The organism is Niallia circulans NBRC 13626, from assembly GCF_001591585.1.
In the GTDB taxonomy this organism is placed as follows: Bacteria; Bacillota; Bacilli; order Bacillales; family Cytobacillaceae; genus Niallia; species Niallia circulans.
Map to the genome: position 1 here is coordinate 16,902 of NZ_BCVE01000011.1, position 19,529 is coordinate 36,430.

The 19,529-nt window shown below is 35.2% G+C and carries 16 protein-coding genes and 1 riboswitch; of the genes, 4 read left to right on the top strand and 12 right to left on the bottom strand.

The genetic code is table 11. The annotated features are described in order from the left end of the window. Positions 1-85: 85 nt before the first annotated feature. A complete protein-coding gene (locus BCI01S_RS14485) occupies positions 86-1,042 on the top strand; it encodes a ribose-phosphate diphosphokinase (RefSeq protein WP_061799589.1) in 957 nt (318 codons plus the stop codon). 195 nt (positions 1,043-1,237) lie between these two features. On the opposite strand, the gene BCI01S_RS14490 is transcribed toward BCI01S_RS14485, so the two are convergent. From BCI01S_RS14490 to truA, 4 genes are all read right to left on the bottom strand, one after another. After that, positions 1,238-2,437, bottom strand: a complete 1,200-nt coding sequence (locus BCI01S_RS14490) for a phosphoglycerate dehydrogenase (protein WP_047941575.1) — start codon at positions 2,435-2,437, stop codon at positions 1,238-1,240. A gap of 110 nt (positions 2,438-2,547) precedes the next feature. After that, a riboswitch (ZMP/ZTP riboswitch) is annotated at positions 2,548-2,627 on the bottom strand. Positions 2,628-2,719: 92 nt separating this feature from the next. Then, positions 2,720-3,334: a nicotinate-nucleotide adenylyltransferase gene (nadD, locus tag BCI01S_RS14495; RefSeq protein ID WP_061799595.1), complete on the bottom strand. Its 615-nt coding sequence runs from the start codon at positions 3,332-3,334 to the stop codon at positions 2,720-2,722. 15 nt (positions 3,335-3,349) lie between these two features. Continuing rightward, entirely contained in the window at positions 3,350-4,801 is a 1,452-nt protein-coding gene (locus BCI01S_RS14500) for a nicotinate phosphoribosyltransferase (protein WP_061799600.1), read from the bottom strand. A gap of 314 nt (positions 4,802-5,115) precedes the next feature. Beyond that, positions 5,116-5,853 carry a tRNA pseudouridine(38-40) synthase TruA gene (truA, locus tag BCI01S_RS14505; protein WP_061799606.1) on the bottom strand — a complete coding sequence of 246 codons (738 nt, stop codon included), beginning with the start codon at positions 5,851-5,853 and terminating at the stop codon, positions 5,116-5,118. A 305-nt stretch (positions 5,854-6,158) separates the two neighbouring features. Between truA and BCI01S_RS14510 the strand changes: the two genes are divergently transcribed. After that, on the top strand, positions 6,159-6,551 hold the full coding sequence (locus tag BCI01S_RS14510; RefSeq protein WP_047941571.1) for an SET domain-containing protein: 393 nt from the start codon (positions 6,159-6,161) through the stop codon (positions 6,549-6,551). A 19-nt stretch (positions 6,552-6,570) separates the two neighbouring features. Here the strand turns inward: BCI01S_RS14510 and BCI01S_RS14515 are convergent, their stop codons facing one another. The 6 genes from BCI01S_RS14515 to BCI01S_RS14540 all read right to left on the bottom strand — a co-directional run bounded on the left by BCI01S_RS14515 (position 6,571) and on the right by BCI01S_RS14540 (position 13,461). Then, positions 6,571-8,088, bottom strand: coding sequence for a glycine betaine uptake BCCT transporter (locus tag BCI01S_RS14515; protein ID WP_047941570.1), 1,518 nt, complete (start codon positions 8,086-8,088; stop codon positions 6,571-6,573). A gap of 110 nt (positions 8,089-8,198) precedes the next feature. Further along, entirely contained in the window at positions 8,199-9,257 is a 1,059-nt protein-coding gene (locus tag BCI01S_RS14520; protein WP_047941569.1) for a Gfo/Idh/MocA family protein, read from the bottom strand. Between the two features lies 1 nt (position 9,258). Continuing rightward, complete coding sequence (locus tag BCI01S_RS14525) at positions 9,259-9,897, bottom strand: YesL family protein (RefSeq protein ID WP_061799610.1); 639 nt, start codon at positions 9,895-9,897, stop codon at positions 9,259-9,261. 104 nt (positions 9,898-10,001) lie between these two features. Continuing rightward, on the bottom strand, positions 10,002-11,543 hold the full coding sequence (locus BCI01S_RS14530; RefSeq protein ID WP_047941567.1) for a type 2 periplasmic-binding domain-containing protein: 1,542 nt from the start codon (positions 11,541-11,543) through the stop codon (positions 10,002-10,004). Positions 11,544-11,560: 17 nt separating this feature from the next. Further along, positions 11,561-12,481 (bottom strand): carbohydrate ABC transporter permease, encoded by a 921-nt coding sequence (locus tag BCI01S_RS14535; protein WP_235844514.1) that lies wholly within the window; start codon positions 12,479-12,481, stop codon positions 11,561-11,563. Positions 12,482-12,498: 17 nt separating this feature from the next. Further along, positions 12,499-13,461 (bottom strand): ABC transporter permease, encoded by a 963-nt coding sequence (locus BCI01S_RS14540; protein ID WP_217275619.1) that lies wholly within the window; start codon positions 13,459-13,461, stop codon positions 12,499-12,501. 236 nt (positions 13,462-13,697) lie between these two features. Here BCI01S_RS14540 and BCI01S_RS14545 point away from each other — a divergent pair, with 236 nt between their 5' ends. Next, positions 13,698-15,401, top strand: a complete 1,704-nt coding sequence (locus BCI01S_RS14545; RefSeq protein ID WP_061799614.1) for a sensor histidine kinase — start codon at positions 13,698-13,700, stop codon at positions 15,399-15,401. A 3-nt stretch (positions 15,402-15,404) separates the two neighbouring features. Then, complete coding sequence (locus BCI01S_RS14550; protein WP_047941565.1) at positions 15,405-17,018, top strand: response regulator transcription factor; 1,614 nt, start codon at positions 15,405-15,407, stop codon at positions 17,016-17,018. 208 nt (positions 17,019-17,226) lie between these two features. On the opposite strand, the gene pdxA is transcribed toward BCI01S_RS14550, so the two are convergent. Both pdxA and BCI01S_RS14560 read right to left on the bottom strand, forming a co-directional pair. Continuing rightward, on the bottom strand, positions 17,227-18,228 hold the full coding sequence (pdxA, locus tag BCI01S_RS14555) for a 4-hydroxythreonine-4-phosphate dehydrogenase PdxA (RefSeq protein ID WP_061799620.1): 1,002 nt from the start codon (positions 18,226-18,228) through the stop codon (positions 17,227-17,229). Next, entirely contained in the window at positions 18,225-19,526 is a 1,302-nt protein-coding gene (locus BCI01S_RS14560; RefSeq protein WP_144544401.1) for a four-carbon acid sugar kinase family protein, read from the bottom strand. The genes pdxA and BCI01S_RS14560 overlap by 4 nt, the downstream gene beginning before the upstream one ends. Between the last annotated feature and the right edge of the window lie 3 nt (positions 19,527-19,529).

The following is a 19,529-nucleotide window of genomic DNA, read 5'->3' on the forward strand; positions in this document are numbered from 1 at the left end:
ATCAGTGTCCTACAATATTTGTTAGAAGTATCTTTAGGAAAATGAATCATCACTACGAATGTTCAAATTATAGGAGGAAGCATTCATGCCCAATTCATATCAAGGAACCAAATTAAAAGTTTTCGCACTCAATTCGTCGCCAGAACTAGCTCAAGAAATCGTAAATCATCTCGGTACCGAATTAGGAAAGTGTACAGTCAAAAAATTCAGTGATGGTGAAATTCAAATCAATATTGAAGAAAGTGTCCGCGGCTGCGAAGTATTTGTTATTCAATCTACATGCGATCCTGTAAATCAAAGTATTATGGAATTGCTTATTATGATAGATGCATTAAAACGAGCTTCTGTTAACACTATTAATGTCGTTATCCCTTATTATGGATACGCACGCCAAGATAGAAAAGCCCAACCAAGAGAGCCCATTACAGCTAAATTAGTTGCCAATTTAATTCAAAAATCTGGTGCAGACCGTGTGATAACTTTAGATCTACACGCTCCACAAACACAAGGCTTCTTTAATATCCCAGTTGATCAATTAGTAGGTATCCCGCTTCTTGCTGATTATTTAAATACGAAAGACTTTACACATGATGTTGTTGTAGTAGCCCCAGACCACGGCAGCGTAACCCGGGCACGTGAGCTCGCAGACCGCTTAAAAGCACCTATCGCTATTATCGATAAACGAGGTCCAAAAGATTTCGGTCCCCGCGAAGTAAACGTTGTTGGTAATATCGAAGGAAAAACGGCAATTATTATAGACGATATAGTGGATACTTCTTATCGGATAACTACTGCTGCGAAAGCCTTACTTGATAATGGCGCTGAAGAAATATACGCATGTTGTATTCATCCCGTTTTATCTGAACCCGCTATTGATATGATACAAGAATCACAAATTAAGGAATTGATTGTAACAAACAGCATTCCACTTACAGAAGAAAAAAGAATCGGCAAGATTACACAGTTATCTATTGCTGAATTACTAAGTGATGCCATCAGCCGCGTTTATGAACATAAGTCAGTAAGTGTGTTATTTAAATAAACTGCTTTAAGCAAAAGGGTTGTCCTGTTGGACAGCCCTTTTTGTTAAAAAAATGTTGATTTAATAAAATAGATAATTTTCCATTGTCTCGTACTCCATCGCTGGCATAATCCAACTAGGTACAAATAGACTCCAGCAAAAATCTATTTTGCCTGAGAGCCTATAAGTGTAAGTGTCTATTTACTATTTCGCGAATTAGATTACTCTCAGCATTACAATTCCATCGATTTCCTTTAATTGCTTAGATAAAAGAGGAACAATCTCATCCGCTACTTGGTTATCAATATCTATCATCGTGTAAGCATATTCGCCACGGCTTCTATTTATCATATCGGCAATATTTAACTGATAGGTAGAAATTACTTGTGTCATTTGACCAACCATATTAGGAACATTTAAATGGAATGCCGTCACCCGACGTTTTCCCGTATAGGGAATAGATGCATTCGGAAAGTTCACAGCGTTTTTCACATTTCCAGTTTCCAAGAAATCCTTTACCTGACGCGCTGCCATTACCGCACAATTTTCTTCTGATTCTCCTGTAGATGCACCAAGGTGTGGAATCGCAATCGTATTTTTCATTTGGAGAACATGTTCATTTGGGAAATCTGTTATATATCGTCCTATCTTCCCATCTTCCAATGCAACAGCCATGTCTATTTCATTTACTAGCTCTCCACGAGAAAAATTCAGAATTTGCGTACCAGGTTTCATTAAGGCAAAAGCCTTTTTATTAAACATTCCCTTCGTGTCTTCCGTTAATGGAACATGAACCGTAATATAGTCAGACTCTGCAAATAATTGATCTAATGTCATTGCTCGCTTAACATTACGTGATAAATTCCAAGCAGTATCGACAGAAAGAAATGGATCATACCCAATAACATCCATATCAAGGGCAAGAGCATCGTTTGCTACCAGAGCACCAATTGCACCTAAACCAATTACACCTAATGTTTTTCCTTTAATTTCATGTCCAACAAATTGTTTTTTACCTGTTTCCACAAGTTTTGGAATTTGATCACCTTCCGAAACAAGTGTTTTGGCCCATGATACTCCTTCAAATAAATTTCGGGAAGAAGCCATTAATGACATGAGCACCATCTCTTTTACGGCATTTGCATTCGCACCAGGTGTATTAAATACAACAATTCCTTTTGCTGTACATTGTTCAACCGGTATATTATTGACTCCTGCTCCTGCACGTGCTATTGCCTTTAAATTATCTCCCAATTCCAACCCATGCATATTAAAGCTGCGCAAAAGAATCGCATCAGGATTGGCACTCGTATCATCCATTGTAAAATTCCCTTTTTTAAATACATTTAGTCCACTTGCTGCAATATTATTTAACGTCTTAATTGTTTTTACTTCTTTAACAGTCGTAGTGCTCATCTCCATTGCTCCCTTTTTCATCAATTATATTCTTTGTAAGCTTGGAACATACTGCTTCCCTTTTTTAACGGAAATAGTAAAAAAAGAAAAAGGCAAGGAGTTCATTCCCTTACCTCTGCCCAGGCGAACGGCATACGACACTATGTGCTCCCCTACGGTTATCCGTATTTCGCCAGTTACACATAGCCTTTAGATTGCCTCCATTCTATCAGACTATTCAGTATTCATCAATTACTAATTTATTATTAATTTTGTTCTTTTCTATGCTTTTTTTAGAACGGTTTACTGATATAACTTATTTTTCTTTATATATTGATAGCACTTTTCTGGCAAAAGATACCTTGGTTCTCCCCCCATTGAAAACTCTTCCCGTATATACGTAGAGCTTATTTCCATGGACAGTCCCTTATCTAACAAGTGAAAGGTCTTCCCATCATCATGATTGCGGAGAAGTGGTGAGCGGCTGATCGTGGAAAGCATATCAACTCCATTTCGGGCCATAACAATAAATCGATTTTCCGCTACCAATTCTTCCCCTTTGGTCCATTTGCCTTGTCCAATATCAACAAGTAAATCGGCTCCCATAATGAAATATACTTCGTCTTCTGGAAATAATTTTTTAAAATAATTCATTGTGTGATACGTATAGATTTCCCAGCCATCTTGCTTCATTTCATAGTCATCGACTGCAAATTTATCATTGTCAGCTATTGCCATATTGACCATCTCTATGCGATGTTCATCAGCTGTTTCCATTGTTTTATCTCTTCTTTTGCTCGAAGAAGGAAGAAAGATAACTTTATCTAACTTACATCGATGAGCAACTGTGCTAGCTGTCCAAAGATGAACATTTGTAATAGGATCAAAGGATGATCCATAAACCCCTATTTTTCTCACATATTTTCCTCCCTTTTAAATTCGGTTCGTCTTCCCCTTCATTTTCTCGATATAATTGCGCTTGTTTTCCCAGCAAGCCTTACTTAAATCAACTGGATACTCTTCCGGATTGAGCGTTCTTTTATATTCATTCCATAACAACTCTAGATTTTCCTCGACCTTTTTTTGAATATCCGTTAATAGTGGTGGAGTTATTTGAATTTGTCCATTCTTTATAACCGGATGATGTAGTTCAATTGCCTGGTAGTTTGTTACCACCTTATTCAAATAAGGATGAACAGGATGAAACATTTTTAAAGGTTCTTGTGTGATAGCTTCAGTTGCGAGGGTAATGTAATCACCTTCTGCATGACCATTTTCCTTATTAATAATTCGATATACCCTTTTCTGCCCTGGTGTGGATATCTTTTCCGGATTTCCAGATAATTTTATTGTATCTCTCATTTCACCTGATTCATTTTCAATGCTTACTAATTTATACACAGCTCCTAATGCTGCCTGATCGAACGCTGTTATCAGCTTTGTGCCAATTCCCCAAATATCAATCTTTGCTCCTTCTGCCTGTAAATTCATAATTGTATACTCATCTAAATCATTCGATGCGATAATTTTCGCATCGTAGAACCCGGCTTCATCAAGCATTGCTCTTGCTTTCTTAGAAAGATAGGCTAAATCTCCACTGTCTAAGCGAATTCCTTTAAAATTAATTTTGTCACCAAATTCCTTTGCTACCTTTATGGCATTGGGTACACCAGAACGAAGTGTATCATATGTATCCACTAAAAAAACGCAGTCTGTATGCGCCTCCGCATATTTCTTAAAAGCTTCATATTCATCTTGATAAGCTTGAACTAATGCATGTGCATGTGTACCAGATACAGGTATGCCAAAAATCTTACCAGCCCTTACATTACTAGTGGCGGAAAATCCCCCGATATAGGCAGCCCTTGTTCCCCAAATCGCCGCATCCATTTCCTGCGCTCTTCTTGTTCCAAACTCCATCGCCGTTTGACTGCCAATAACCTGTTTCATTCTCGCAGCTTTAGTGGCAATAAGTGTTTGATAATTAACAATATTTAATAATGCTGTCTCCACTAATTGTGCTTCTGCAAGTGGAGCTTCCACACGTAGAATAGGTTCATTAGCAAATACTAGCTCTCCTTCTTCCATGCAATAAATGTCTCCTGAAAAAGTAACATTTTTTAGATAATCTAAAAAGTCCTCTTTATAGCCAACTCCACTTCTTAAATAATCAATATCACTATCCGTAAATCGGCAATTTTTTATATAAGATAAAATCCGTTCTAAACCAGCAAAAACGGCAAAGCCATTACCAAATGGCAGCTTGCGAAAATAAAGTTCAAATACAGCTTTTCGTTCATGTATTCCATCTCTCCAATAAGTCTCCATCATATTAATTTGGTAGAGATCGGTATGAAGCATAAGACTGTCATCAGCATATTTCATCTAAAATTTCCTCCTCCAAATAAATTCACTTCTGCATTCAAAAATTATTTATTACCAAAAGGATGTGACAAATCTTTGTATCTTATATAATTATCCTTTTATTCGTCAAATCATTCTTTTTTTAGCAAAGCTTTTCAGATATATAGTATAAAATTTATTTTTAAAAGTAATATAATGAATTTCTTTGTATATCTTTTGCTGTTAAAGTTTAGATGCAATTCAATCACTCTGTCCCTCACTATTGTTCCCTAACCATTAAAAGGATACAAAAAAGCAAGCAGTTCAAAATAACCACTTGCTCGCCTTCACTTCTATTAAAACTTTACTTTTTCTAAAAATAACCCATTCGCTTCTGCCATCATGCCTGTTAGGCTGCGATCCTTTGTTTCCATAATTGCTGGAATAGCATCAGCTTCAATATTTCCTAAGCCAACTTCAATCAATGTACCAACCATTTTTCTGACCATATTATAAAGGAAGCCATCGCCGCTCACGCGAATTTCTATAAATCCGTCAACTTCTTTTATATCAACAAAGTATACTTCTTTCACCATAGACTTTTTCTTTGATTTAGCATTGGAGAAAGCTGTAAAATCATGTTTCCCCACAAAATAGGCAGCTGCTTGTTCCATTTTCTTTAGATTTAATCGTTTCTCTACATGCATGCTATATTTACGCATAAATGGATGGGTATACGATTTATTCCATATTTTATATAAATATGTTTTATCCTTCGCATTATATCTCGCATGAAAGCGATCAGGTACAATCTGTACTTTTGATATACTAATATCATTTGGCAAGTAATGGTTTAAATAATTCATTACTTCTTTTTCCGTCATCTCTTTCTTCATTTTAAAATTGGCAACTTGAGATAAGGCATGTACCCCTGCATCTGTTCGGCTGCAGCCAATAATTTCAATCTTTTCTCCTGCCATTTCTGTTAAGACATTTTCAATTTTCCCTTGAATAGATTGGTCTCCATTTCCCAGACGCTGCCATCCTTTGTAACGTCCACCATCATATTGAATAAGCATTTTATAATTTTTCATTTTTTCTCCTGTTCTTTCCCTCTTTATTTTCTTTATTATAAACAATGTATAAACGCCCTTGTTTACCGCTTTATTAACACGTAATCATCTTACTAACTGAATTCCTTTAAGAAAACATACTCCTTAATGAATATTATCTCATTATACACTATGAATCCTCAAACCTTCATTAGCTAAAAACTCAGTTTATTACAAGAATTATTTCTTTTTTATAAAAAATTATTTTATTTATTTCCTAAATAATAGAAACAATGTTAGAGTATGATATAGCAGTATACTTTAGAAAGAGTTGTAGGTGATCAATGATGATTGAAATTAAAACATCTCCCTTAAGTGATGGAGAATTCAATAGAGGCGTATTTGCTACATGTGATATCAAAAAAGGTACTTTATTCCATGAAGCTCCCGTTGTTCCATATCCTAATGAGCAGCATAAATATATCGAAAGAACCGTGCTAGAAGATTATGTTTATGAATATGGGATTAACCACAGTGCTGTTGTTCTTGGATACGGCATGCTCTTTAACCATTCCTATGAACCAAATGCAACATATGAGATTAATTTTGATAAGCATACATTTGACTATTATGCTTATAAGGATATAAAAGCTGGTGAAGAAATATTAATCAATTATAATGGCGAAGTCGATGATTATGAGCCGTTATGGTTTAATAAAGACAAAGAGAATGAAGATTAAAAAGAAAAAAGACTCGATATCACATCGAGCCTTTTTTCTTTTTCCATTTTGATTCGTATTCCGCTTTTTCCAAATGGACCTCCTTTAATAAACTTACCGTCATTAAGATCATAATAACGGAAAAAGGGAGAGCGGCTATAATCATCATATTTTGTAAACCATCTAATCCCCCTGAATAAAGTAAGACAAGCGAAATAGAGGTAAGTAAGAGTCCCCAAATTACTTTAATTCTATTGCTCGGATTTTGTGTACCATTGGCAGAAAGCATACCTAAAACGAAAGTACCTGAATCCGCTGAGGTAATAAAGAAAACACCAATTAATACAATTGCTAAAATAGATAATACCGCACTAAGAGGAAAATGTTCTAAAAGAGCAAATAATGTTTCTTCCGTTGCGAAGGTGGAAATAGAACCTAATCCCTTATGCTCGATAAACATCGCATTACCCCCAAATACTGTAAACCATAAAAACCCAATTATGGAGGGGATAAATAAGACAAACGTAACAAATTCACGGATTGTTCTTCCTTTGGAAATTCTAGCAATAAAAATTCCAACAAACGGTGACCATGCAATCCACCAAGCCCAGTAAAAAATGGTCCAAGTATTTATCCATTGACGATTTTCACCATTTAAAGGGGAAATCCGGAAGCTCATGCGCACTATATTCTGTAGATACGTCCCCACTGTATCTGTAAATAAATTGAGGATAAAGACTGTATTCCCCAAAATAAATACAAATAAAAATAAGACAAATGCTAGTATCATATTCATATTGCTAAGAATCTTAATGCCTTTCCCTAAACCTGAAACAGCAGAGAGTAAAAATAAGATGGTAACTATTACAATAATAATAAATTGAGTTAAAAAACTAGAAGGAACCCCATAAAGAAAAGAAAGCCCTCCATTAATTTGTACCGCACCGAATCCTAGTGTTGTTGCTATTCCAGTAACTGTCGCAAACACAGCGATAATATCAATGATTCTTCCTAATCTTCCATCCATAGAATTACCTAGTAATGGTTTTAAGGTCGAACTAATTAACGTCTTTCCTCCCTTGCGAAAGGTAGTATAAGCAAGGCTTAATGCCACAATTCCATACACTGCCCATGCATGAATTCCCCAATGAAAATAGGTAAATCTCATAGCATCTTTCATGCCTTGTTCTGTTCCAATCTCATTTGTAGGTGAACTAATTGCATAATGACTAAGTGGTTCCGCAGTCCCGTAAAACACAAGTCCGATTCCCATTCCCGCGCTAAAAAGCATTGCTAACCATACTATTCGAGAAAATTCTGGCTTATCCTCAGGTTTTCCTAATTTAATTCTTCCTACCGGACTTATTAATAAGTATAAACATATTATCACGAAAAACGTAACGACAATTAAATAATACCAGCCAAAAGAATCTGTAATGAAAGATTGTGCATTAGCTGAGGTTTGTTCAAGCGATTCTGGTGCAAATACTCCTATTAATACAATCACTAATAAAATAATTACAGAAACATTAAAGACAAGATGATTTTTAAACTTCATATAATAAATTCTCCTTCTAATAATCGAATACTAATCTATGTAGAATTGCTGCCTAGGTTATTATTATCCTTTATTAGGAGAATTAAACAAACACTATCCCTTTCAGCTTCTTAGAGAGGTGCTATTCTTTTTCCAGGAACTCTACTGGACTCCCTAATTGCTTCTAATACTTGTTGATTCATTACTCCCGTCATAAAATCTGGGAAACCTAATCTTACCTCCCCATTTAGCATTTTGGAGAAATCTTCCCATTCTGTCAAATAGACCGATTTGGGAACATGCATTTTTTTCTCCACAAGTTCACCCGTTTCCTCATTAACTTGAATTAAATAAACGATATCTTCTTCCTTTGTACTTGCATGAAGCGTTCCTTTATCTCCAAAAATCGCTATCTCATGCTGATTTCCTGATCCAATCGCATTTCTAGTTGTTTGAAATGTACCAATAATGCCGTTTTCCATCCGGGCCTGAAAGCTTGCAAAATCATCAATAGCGAATTCTTTCGATTCATTCGAATGCTCTAATTTTCTTTTGGTAATAAAACTTTCCAATATTGCCGATACCTCTTGGAATGGTCCAAATAGATAATGTGCCATATCAATCATATGGGAACCTAAATCTCCTAATACGCCTGTTCCTGTAATGGCAGGATTAAAGCGCCACATATAAGGAGTTTGATACGATGGAGCTCCCCAACCTTGCAGATACTGAATAGAAAAATTTCTTATTTGACCGATTTCCCCTTTTTCCAGCAATACTTTTACAAAGCGAAATGCAGGAGTGTATCGATAACTAAATCCTACCATACAGGGAATAGGTTGTTTTTTATATTTTTCTGCAAGCTGCTGTGCTTCCTCATAATCCAAAGTAAATGGTTTTTCTGTTAAAATAGGCATCTTCCGTTCCATACAATATTCTAAAATAGGTGCGTGAACATTATTAGGGGTGACAGAAACAACTGCATCTATTTTTTGAGAATCAATTAGCTCACGGAAATCTTGATATTGATTTTCTGTTTTAATAGCTAATTGCTCGCCGACTTTTTTTAGTCTTACACGATTCGAATCACAGATTGCCTCTATTTTAAATGTTCCAACATTTTGCAGTCCTTTGATATGAGACTGAGCCATTCCGCCAACGCCAATTATTCCTATTCGTATTACTTCCATTCTACTTCTCTCCTTTTTTATTTTCATATTTTGAAAAAATTCTCTTCAATATAATTGTGTTCAGCAAAGCAAAAATGGAAAATCCCCCGAATGTAAAGAAATAGATACCTGTCATAAAGCCAGTAAAAGACGAAATAATGAAGATTATAGGTAAATAATTAATGATTAATAACAGGACGAGGAAGGGAAAGTGAAATCCTCCCATTAATAAAGAATTCACCATACCTGTTTTTATTGAATCCTCAAATCTAGATAAGTAGGGGAAAATATATAAGATTAATGTACTGTAGAGAAAACCAAAGAAAAGAGTGAGACTCATAAAAATGATTTTCCAAATACCACTTGTGTATACAAGATAATAAATATCGCCAAACAGTATGACAGCAATCCCTATTAAAAGAAACCAAACGAAAGAACTTTGTTTTAGATTCTTTTTAAACGCTTTGATATAACTTCGCCAGACAGATGGATCTTCCCCATTTATTATTTTAAAACTGACTGTATATAAAGCTGTCAGTGAAGCACCTATTGTCACAACAGGCAGAGAAAAAAGAATAAAAATTAAATTTAATAAAAATATATCCACCATTCTCGCTAATTTTCTGCCAATCAGACCATCTATTTGAAAAAGGGAACTCATTTCATTCACCTTCCTTTTCCGAATTAGTCCTATAAAAGTTACCTAGTCTCCATATAGAAGTAACAGCCAGAATATATTAATTCTCTGACTGTTATATTTTTGAACTATTTTAATGATTCTTGATAGCGGTTAAACGCATTGTTTTGAATTTCCATAAATTCATCGTAGCCCATTTTCTTTAATTGACTTATATAGTCATCCCACTCTTTTTCTATGCCACCTTCTACAACCCATTTTGATTGCATGGAATTTACATAGGAAGTTAAGTCTACATTTAATGTGTTTAAACGCTGCATTTCTTCTGCCGTAAAACTTACTGTTGGAAATTGCTCTCTTGCATATTCACTTATTTTTTTGTCCAATTCTAACTTCAATCCATCCCCACTGTCTGTAGGCAATGTTACCTTTTCATTAAAACCGTCCTCAATGTACTTTGGACCAAAATCACGGAATGAATTTGTCCAGGCAAAAATATCTGCAGATTCGCCTTCTGGTGCATCCAGTACTTGATATGATCCATCATCCTTCTTCTCTACCCCAATTCCAAAGGAACCATAAAAAGTTTGAATGCTTGCATCCTCTGTATAAAACTTATCCGCCCATTGCAGCAATTTCGCCGGGTCCTTAGCTTGGGTAGTAATTAGTAGTTCATTTCTCGAATATGTTTCTGTATCAGAAATGACATATCTTTCTCCATCCGGACCTTTTAGTGGAGCTAATGGTACATATTCTTCGGCATTTGGACCAAATACAGCATCTGGAGTCCAGCCGAAGGCAACACCTACTAATGCATCGTTTTCATCTTTACGCTTTGCTTCTGCCATTGAATCATCTTGTGTAAACAGTTCCTGATCGATTAAGCCATCCTTGTATGCTTGATGCATCCATGCAATCCCTTCTTTATATTCTTCTTGTGTTGGAATGTAAGAAGGCTTTCCATCTTTTAGCGTCATTAAGCCGGCTTTATCATTACCCTTTGTTACACCAAACGGTAATATAAAGCCATAAATATTCCCCCCATATGGAATTTCATCATTTAAGTCGCCATTTCCATTGGCATCCTTTTCCTTAAATGCTTGAAGAACATGATAGAAATCTTCATACGTATCTGGCATTTCCAAGCCCAAATTGTCTAACCATTTTTGATTAATAAACAACTGATTTCCTGTCAATGGTCTTAAAGGCAATTTCTTAGGCAAGCTATAAATATGACCATCTGGCGAAGTAACTAAAGCTCGCAGAGACGGCTCTTTGTCAAATGCTGCCATTAAATTCGGCATATTTTCGGCAATGAGATCCTCTAGGGGAATAAAGAGACTTTGATTTTGGGCAATATCTCCATCACTTAAAGCAAGTGATCCCCAAAATGCATCTGGTAAATCTCCACCTGCCATTAAAACTGATTTCTTATCTCCCCATTCTGAATTCAAGTAAATATCCCAATCGACATTAATTCCTGCTTCTTTTTCCGTCTCTTCTACAAAGCCTTTTAGAAAATCATCTCCCCAGTCTGACCAGCGGACGGTTGCAATTCGGTATTCTCCATCTTCCTTTTCTGTTGGGTTCGTATTAGCATTACTGCAGCCAACTATTAAGCTACTTGCTAAAACGACACTCAATAACCCTTTCCAGCTTCTCTCTAACATCTTTTCCTTCCCCTCTCTTATTCTTTAATGGAACCAACCATGACACCTTGATTAAAATATTTCTGTAAAAATGGATATAAGCACATAATTGGTGCAGTTGATACAACAATCGCTGCATATTTCATCATTTCAGATAATCTTCTCAATTCCGATGCGAGTTCACCAGATGCAGTACCAAGTAAGGATTCATTGGAAATTAAGATTCTTCTCAACACTAATTGGAGTGGCTGTAAGTCTTCGTTCGAAATATAAATTAATGCATTAAACCATGAATTCCAAATACCAACAGCCGTCCACAATCCAATTACAGCTAAAATGGCTTTTGATAATGGCAGCACAATCGTTAGAAAGTAGCGTATGGTTCCGCAGCCATCAATTTGAGCGGCTTCCCACAATGTATCAGGGATACTATTTTTGAAGAATGTTCGAGCGATAATAATATGAAAGGAAGACACTGCAAAAGGCAATACCATTACCCAAAAGGTATCAAGTAATCCAAAGCCTTTTACGACTAAATAGGTTGGTACCAAGCCCCCGCTGACGAACATAGGAATTAGGATAAAAATAGAAAGCCACTTTTTCCCGAATAAGTCAGACCTTGATAAAGCATATCCGGCAGGAATATTAACAATTATGGCAATAATCGTCCCTGCTGCTGTATAAATAATCGTATTGATATACGATCTCCAAATAATCTCCTGCTTAAATAATTCAATATAGCCATCCAAGCGCCACTCTTTTGGCCAAAACCATACATTCCCATTGGTTACATCTGTTGGATTACTAAATGAAGCAATAATAATAAACCAGAGAGGATATACAATCATTGAAATCATTAAAATAGCAATTGTGTAAACAGCTATGTCAAATAAGCAATCATTCCACCTTTTTTTCCTTTTTAACTTTTTATTGAATTTTTGAATAAGTGTTCCTTCCAATTCTAATGCCCCCCCTCCTACAATAAACTTGTTTTCGTAAGCTTCTTTGAAAGCCAATTGACAAAAAGTAATATGATTACATTAACTACCGTATTAAATAGCCCAATTGCTGTGGAAAGACTATACTGGAAGTTCTGCATCCCCACTTTATATACATAGGTGGAGATAACCTCACTGCCCGTTAAATTTAATGGATTTTGTAATAATAATACTTTTTCGAAGCCAACACTCAAAAGACTGCCGGCACGCAAAATTAATAGAATCATAGCCGTAGGCATAATAAGCGGTAAATCGATATGAATAATTTTTTGAATTCTGCTTGCGCCGTCCATTGTTGCAGCTTCATAATAAGTTGGGTCAATTGCTGACAAGGCAGCCAAAAAAATAATACTATCCCAGCCTAAATGCTGCCATACATCACTCCACACATATACACTGCTAAATAGTGCCGGCTTTGATAACAGGTTCGGCATTTCCATCCCAAATAAAGATAGAACATTTGCGATAAGCCCAGTACTCGGTGATAAAAAAATTAATATCATCCCGCACATTACCATTGTAGAAATAAAATGCGGCAAGTACGTTGTAACTTGAAAAACCTTTTTAAACATGCCAATACGCATTTGGTTACAGAGGATGGCTAAAGCTATCGGCAGAGGAAACCCAACTAACAGACTATATAAACTAATATATAAGGTGTTTTTCACCGTTAAACCAAATTGGTAGGAATGAAAGTACTGGATAAAATGCTTCATTCCAACCCAAGGACTATTCCAAATTCCAAGAGCGGGAGAATAATCCTTAAATGCCATGATAATTCCATACATCGGAATATACGTAAAACAAATTAATAGAATGAGAGTAGGCAGAAGCAACACATATAAGGGCAGACTTTTTTTGATTTGCTTTATGTGTCTTATTTTGTTTGGAATATTTGGTGTTACTTGCGTGTTTTTTTCCGTAGCTATCGTACTTTTCAACTCTTCCACCTCCTTTGTTTGATATAATCATTATATGAAAGCGCATTCAATAAAAATAGAGCTATACCGACCTGAAATAATACTAAACAGGATAGATTTTATCATTCCTTTCTAATTACACGAAGAAATAGCAGTATTCCGTTATTTTTCTGTCTTTTTTATATTTTTCTGACGGAATACTGCTAGAAATAGTTTGACAAATTAATATAATGATAATAAGCATGGGAGATGAGTAAATGGTCCGTTCTATTGATAAAAACCCATCCCGATCGATCAATTACTATTTAAAAGTACTGTTAATCATTATGGTCATTATCTTACTAATCAACATGTTTATTAGCATGTTAACCATCTCCATTACACGAAAACAAAGCATTGAGACGATTACCAATACGGTCAATCTTTATATGGAGAATGTGCGTACCAACTTAAAAGCAGTTGACCACTTTATGATTTGGACGGTCGTGCACGAGCCATTAATTGAAGAAATGGAAGAAAACATGAAGATGGACGAATTCCCCCGAGACTTAACTAATTTTCGAACGCGTATAATTGACTTTCAATACTCGACAGGTAAAGAGTTTCAGTTCTTTCTCGGTCTAAAAAGAGAATCCTTTTTTACCAATGCATCACCAATTAAACTGCCTTATCAAGATTATTTACAAATAAAGAATTACTTTTTCTCTAAAAATGACTCTCTGCATACATATGAAAACTTTAGCACTTGGAAAGCAATAAAAATAAACGGCGCCTTTTATTTTTATCATCTATTAAGCTATGAAAATCGGATTTTTGTTTGCCTAGTTTCTGCTGAAGACCTATTAAAGCCTCTAGAAAACTTTAATTTAGGGAGAAATGGCTCCATCGTAATGAAGCAAGAGAGAAGAACAATTTTAACCACCAATCAGTCAACAGCAAACGACGCAGCATCCTATGACTTTTTTACAAGTAAGTTACGGTTTCAAGAAAAACAAACTTTATTGCCATTTAGTCTACAAATAAACGTAGATCATTTTGGAGCATTTAAACATGTTGTTATTACACAATTCATCTTAATTTTAGCTACCATTGTTATTAGCATTATCTTATTTTTCATTTTGGTTTATATTAAAAATCGGTTAATCTTCCCTATTCAAAAATTCTCTAAAAATCTATCTGAACTAAACAATAGTACCAATATGATTGATTTTGAAAGTAGCAGTATCGTGGAGCTGGAGCAAGCTAACACCCAATTTAAAAACCTTATTCAAGAAATAAAAAAGTTAAAAATTAATATTTATGAACAAGAGCTTGAAAAGAAAAAAATAGAGATGGATTTTTTGCGATTACAGATTAAGCCACATTTTTATATTAATTGTTTATCAAGTATTCACAGTATGGCGGAAATGCAGATGTTTGCAGAAATCAAAAAAATGTCCATTGCTACATCCCGTTACTTTCGCTATCTTTTTCAAACAAATCTCCATTTTGTTTCATTAAAAAGGGAACTGGATCATATCCACGATTATCTTGCTATTCAACAATTATTACACGGACCGACTTTCCAATTTGAAACATCCTTTGCTTTAGACGTGGGGGAAGTACAAATCCCGCCATTGATTCTGCAAACTTTTATTGAAAATAGCATCAAACACGGACATTCAGCTATAAACGACGAGGATACACTTATTATTTCTCTAAACATATCCACTTTGAAAGCTGAACAAAAAATGAATATTACGATAAAAGATAATGGCCCAGGCTATCCACCAGATATACTAGATAAACTCGAAAACCAACTGCCCATTTCAGAAATTAATGGCAGGCAAATTGGAATAAACAATGTCATTCAAAGGCTTCAAATGCTTTATGGGAATAGTTTTTCCATTTCCTTTTCAAACGGAATTGAAAGTGGAACGATTGTTCAATTAGTTATCCCAACTCAATTAATGGAGGAATAAACAATGAATGTCTTAGTTGTAGATGATGATCGCTTTGTCGTTGCCTTATTAAAGGAGAAGGTCAATTGGGAGAATCTAGGAATTGAGCGAGTCTATACGGCCCATAATATCCGCCAAGCAAAGAATATATTTAAAAAACAAAGCATTCATTTGCTTATTTCAGATATTGAAATGCCGCAAGGTAGCGGCCTCGAATTATTGGCATGGGTGCGGCAAGAAGGCTATACAATCCAGACCATTTTCTTAACTAATTTTGCTGATTTTCATTATGCCCAAAAGGCGATTGAGCTTCAGAGCTTTGAATACTATTTAAAACCAATTGAAATCGATAAATTAGAATTCAGTATATTAAAAGCGATTAAGAAAGTAAAAGCCAATCAACAAAGTCAACAGGCCATCCAAGTAGGTCAGTATTGGCAGCAGAACAAACAAAAGCTAGTAGATCATTTTTGGAGTTCATATTTAAGAAACCATGAGTGGCTTCAAGCAGACCTAGAAGAACAATTACTAAAAAATCATTTAAATTATTCTACAGAAGACTATTTTTTGCCCATTTTACTAAATATATTTCCTTATCATATGTCTTTTAAAGAAAACAGCACGCCTATTTTTGAAATAGATAAAGCATTGGTTTCTAAACTAATTGTCCATTTAAACTCTACCCTTAAAGAAAAGCGCTTTTCTTTAGAGAGTATAGTCACCCTTGATATTAATAAAGAAAGCTATGTACTTCTTTTAAAAAAAAGTGATGAACAAACCTCATTCGTTTCATTATGCAAGAACTTAATCCATACGCTTAAGGAGGAGCTGTCAATAGATAGTCGTTTTAGTATTGGTTTTCCTGCTCCGTTAGTCAACATTCAGTCAGCAGTAAAGCAGCTCCAGCGAAAAAGTGACGATATGATTGAGTTTAGAAATTCTGTTCAGCACTTTCTATCTTATGAGATAACAGTCACTAGTTACACAGAACCTAATTTAGCTATTTTAGAGAAGTATCTGCAAAATGGAAACAAACAAAGCTTTTTAGCTAAATGTCGACAGTATTTAATTCACTTGAAAGAATCAAACGCTCTTAATCTTGATGTTTTATGTAATTTCCGTTTGGATATTACACAATTGTTATTTACACACTTAAAAAAGAAGGAAGTGCTTGCACACAAATTATTTGATGGAAATACAAATAACTTTTTACAAACACAATCATTGCGTTCAATCGATGATATGATGATTTATATTACTTACTTAGTTGATATTTCGCTGCAATATGTAGATTTTATTCACTCTCAGAAAACCGTTGTTAATACAATTTGTGACTATATTGATGAACATTATCATGAGAATATTACAAGAGATAATATTGCAAAGATTGTATATTTAAGCCCAGATTATATAGCAAGAATTTTTAAGAAAGAAACTGGACTCTCTCTTGTAAACTATATCATCAAAAAAAGAGTAGACATCGCTAAGGAGCTACTCATTCAAACTACATTACCAGTACATATAATCTCAGATAAAGTCGGATATGGAAATTACTCCTACTTTACCAAACTTTTTAAAAAAGAAACAAATTACACTCCTTTTGAATATAGACGAAAAGAAAAATCCTCCGCTTTATAAACAAAGCTAACCATCAGTATTTTGCCTTACCACTGATGGTTAGTTGCGCTTCCGAACTTTTACATCGAGCACCAAAACATCCAACTTTTTCAAATTCAGCAGCTTGCGATGATTAGAATTACTGAATGATGATGTTAAGGTAAAATTCCGGCCATATTTGTCTATCTAATACACTAACAAGCTAATAAATTTATCTTCTTTTTCTTTATCATTTAGGAGCTAGTTCTACAGCTTGTCGCATTGCTTCCATTAAGCTTTTTTCATCTGCGATCCCTTTACCTGCGATATCAAATGCCGTTCCATGATCTACGCTTGTTCGAATAATTGGCAAACCAACGGTAATATTCACTCCGGCATCTAATCCTAGTACTTTCACTGGACCGTGTCCTTGGTCGTGATACATTGCTACTACAATATCAAAATCCCCACGTACAGTACGGAAAAATAATGTATCTGCCGGAAGTGGGCCTACTGCTTCTATCCCTTCTTTTTGTGCTCTTTCTACAGCAGGAATTACTTTTTCTTCTTCTTCTCCATAACCAAATAATCCATTTTCACCAGCATGTGGATTAATGCCGCAAACAGCAATTTTCGGATTAGAAATACCTGCCTTTTGTAAAGTATCATGAGCAAGTTTAATAACATGATAGACACGTTCGGGATTAATCATCTTAACTGCATCAAGAATTCCAACATGTGTTGTAACATGAATAACTTTTAAATTCGGAGCAGACAGCATCATAGAGAAATCTTGAGTACCAGTAAGATCAGCTAAGATTTCTGTATGGCCTGGATATTTATGTCCCCCTTTGTGCAATGCCTCTTTATTTAATGGTGCTGTACATATTGCATGGATTTTATTTTCTTTTGCAAGCTCAATGGCTTTAGCAAGATATTGAAATGCCGCATTCCCAGCTTCTGGAGCCACTTTTCCTACCGGAAGTGTTTCATCCAATAAATTTAAATCTAAACAATAAACAGTGCCATAATCATAGGTTATTTCGTTAATTTCCTCTACGGAAATATTTTGGATAGCTAAATCACTATTAACAAATTGTTTGGCTCTATTCAAAATCTTACTATCGCCGATTACCAACGGTCTGCTAATCGTATACATTTCCTCTTTATCGAGACTTTTTAAAATAATCTCTGGACCAACCCCTGCTGCATCTCCCATTGTTATCCCTACAATTGGTTTTACAATACTCATACTATCACCCTTCTATTGTTAATTAAAAACTCTAATGCTTTTATTAATGAATCTTCTTGGCCAAAGCCTCCTGCTTTCGTTACCGCCCAATAGCTTTTCATTTCTGTTCTAATTTTTCCAAAAGGAAGTCCTGGTTCAATTTCCATATATAAATCCATTTCTGTTACTCCCAGCGCACGACATACTGCCTTGGCAGTATCTCCGCCTGTTAAGACTAACCCTTTAATAAAAGGAGCATTTTTTACTATATGGGTTGAAATGATACCCAATCCATTTGATATTGCTTCACTAACATCATTTTTACTTAATCCTAGTATCTTACCTGCTTCAATGGCACGCTTTCTATTGTCATCATCCGCTTCTACATAAAGTACAAAATGGTTGTGTTCTTTATTCTGCTGGATTATTTCCATAAACTCATCCAGCCTATAGCTACCATTTATTAAATCCACAGGGTCAACCTGCATAAAATAAGAATCTTGCAGTCTATCAACCTTATATAATTGTTTTTTCGTTACGGGAGATAAGCTTCCAGATACGATCAAAGTAGTTTGGATTTCCATATCTTCCTGTTCTTTTACTGATGAAGGCATTAAATGCAGCATTCCCGGCAGATATTCTATCAGTCCAGCAGATCCTGCCCAAATAATCGATTTATTTTGCTCAGAAAATAGTTTAGCAATATTTATGAGATCCTCCTCAGATTCGGCATCACAAACAAACCATTTATTCCCTTCCACTAAGGATGATTGTATAAAACTGTTTATCTCCTCTTTAGACTTGTGCCAAACTTCCTTATTAACCAATGTAATTTTCCTGTTATTTTTCGAATTTAAAAGCTTTGGCAAAAACGATTCTTGTACAGGTGTCTTCGGATCATTGGAAAATTCGGTTTCTGTAATGATTTTACCGTCTACAAAATGGTGTCCATTGATGGTTTGACGTCTCATTTTAGGATAGGCCGGCGCAATAACAATCATATCTGGTTTATAAACAGATTCTAGCGCTGCCAGTTCTGCCTCTAAATTGCCTCTTAACGTGGAATCTACCTTCTTATAAATATGTTTATACCCGTTTCTTTTAAGAAAGGATGCTGCCTCTACTACTGCCTTATATGCATCCTCTTCCTCTTTCGCTCTACTGTCCGTATCTACTATTAGAACATCAGAGGCCATATCTTTAGATAAATTTTTATAATCAAACACAACACTAGTAGATAATTTTTTTATTGCCAGCTGCACACCAGAATCGTTAGCGCCTGTTAAATCATCAGAAATAATCCCCATTTTGTTTTTCACGTC